General features: G+C 66.9%; 1 protein-coding gene and 2 pseudogenes. All 3 read left to right on the top strand.

Going from position 1 to position 1501, the window contains the following annotated elements:
- Positions 1-318, top strand: a pseudogene (locus IF89_RS48820) (IS5/IS1182 family transposase); the annotation flags it as partial.
- 29 nt (positions 319-347) lie between these two features.
- Entirely contained in the window at positions 348-488 is a 141-nt protein-coding gene (locus tag IF89_RS44020; RefSeq protein ID WP_078628791.1) for a transposase, read from the top strand.
- A gap of 257 nt (positions 489-745) precedes the next feature.
- Positions 746-1251: pseudogene (locus IF89_RS45575) on the top strand (transposase); the annotation flags it as partial.
- Positions 1252-1501: the final 250 nt, after the last annotated feature.

The raw sequence follows: 1501 nt of genomic DNA, 5'->3' as shown, positions 1-1501 counted from the left end.
CTGGCCGCTCTCGCGCCGGGGCTGACCGCGGCCCTGAGATCGGCCGACGCCCGGTACGTCCTGCTGGACGGGACCCCCGCCGAATGCGACCGCACCGGCGACGGCCGAGCTGACTACTCGGGCAAGCACAGGCGCCACGGGGTGAACCTGCAGGTGCCTGGCCGGGCCCACGACCCGACCGCCGCACGCCGACACCGAATCGTCGCGACGTGCGTCCGCCCTGGCATCACCTGGCGCATCCTCCGCAAAGCCCGCTGCCACCCCACCAGCCTCACGTCAATCACCAAAGCGATCCTCGCCCTGGAAACCCACCACTGAACAAGCTCATTCGATCCCACAACCCGCGGATGCTCGAACTCACCGGCGTCGGCCCGGACAGTGCTGCCATCTTGCTCGTGACCGGCGGCGACAACCACGACCGCCTCCGCGACGAGGCCTCCTTCGCGGCCCTGTGCGGCGCCAGCCCGGTCGAACACTCCTCCGGGTAAAAGCGAACACCGACGGCTCAACCGCGGCGGGACCCGTCAGGCCAACCCCGCCCCTACCGCATCGTGTCTCCCGACTGCGCTGGGAAGAACGGACTCGCGCCTACCTGCAGCGATGGACCGCCCAAGGCAAGACCAAACGCGAGGTCATGAACTGCCCGAAGAGATACCTCGCACGCGGGATCCACCGCACCCTCGCATCCGCACCACTGCCAACACCCACTCCACCAGCACCCTGACTTCCACAGGGGGCATCGGCCTTGAAGAGCCTGCCCGACGCCGCCGGCGAAGTATGGCCCCAGACCGTCGTCCAGGCTGCGTCTTCCACCGCCTGCGGAACTCCTTCCGCTATGCCGCCCGCACAAGAGGGGGACAAGCTCGCCAAACCACTGAATCCCGTCTGCACCGCAGCGACCCCAGACGCCGCCACCAGCAGCTTTCTCGAGTTCTGCGAGGAATGGGGCGGCACCTATCCGGCGATCGTGCGGGCTCTGGGAGAACGCCGGGGCGGAGCTCACCCCATTTCTCCGCTTCGACACCGAGATCCGCCGCATCATCTGCACCACCAACGCGATTGAGTCCGTGAACGCGAGGATCCGCCAGGCTGTCAAGGCCCGCGGACACTTCCGAACCAGACCGCCGCCCTGAAGCGCATCTACATGTCGATAATGTCGCTCGACCTCACCGGCCGGGGTCAGGCCCGCTGGACCATGCTGGAAAGACCGCCCTGAACGCCTTCGAGGGCCGACCCTCCGCCCGTCGGCAACCTCAACCACCCTCGGTACACCGTTCGATTGACAAACCCCAGAGCCGAAATGCGCGCAGGCTGGGCCAGTTGGAGGAGAGACAGACATTGCGGGGCCCTGGTCTGCTAGCCGCAGAACGTTTCTGTCCACTACCTGTATGGAGTTCAGCTGTGTCTTCTTCCGCTTCTATCCGCCGTGTGTGTTGCCGGGGGGGTGTGGCTGGTCTTCTGGTGCTGGCTGCGGTCGGTGGCTCGGGAGGGGATGGCTCTG

This window comes from Streptomyces sp. NRRL F-2664, assembly GCF_000719345.1.
Classification (GTDB): domain Bacteria; phylum Actinomycetota; class Actinomycetes; order Streptomycetales; family Streptomycetaceae; genus Streptomyces.
The sequence above is the reverse complement of the archived record's forward strand: the minus strand, read 5'-3'. Positions and strand labels throughout refer to the sequence as shown.

Bases quoted from the DNA above. Each gene is read 5' to 3' on its own strand.
- IF89_RS44020 (WP_078628791.1), top strand. From the start codon at position 348: ATGCTCGAACTCACCGGCGTCGGCCCGGACAGTGCTGCCATCTTGCTC.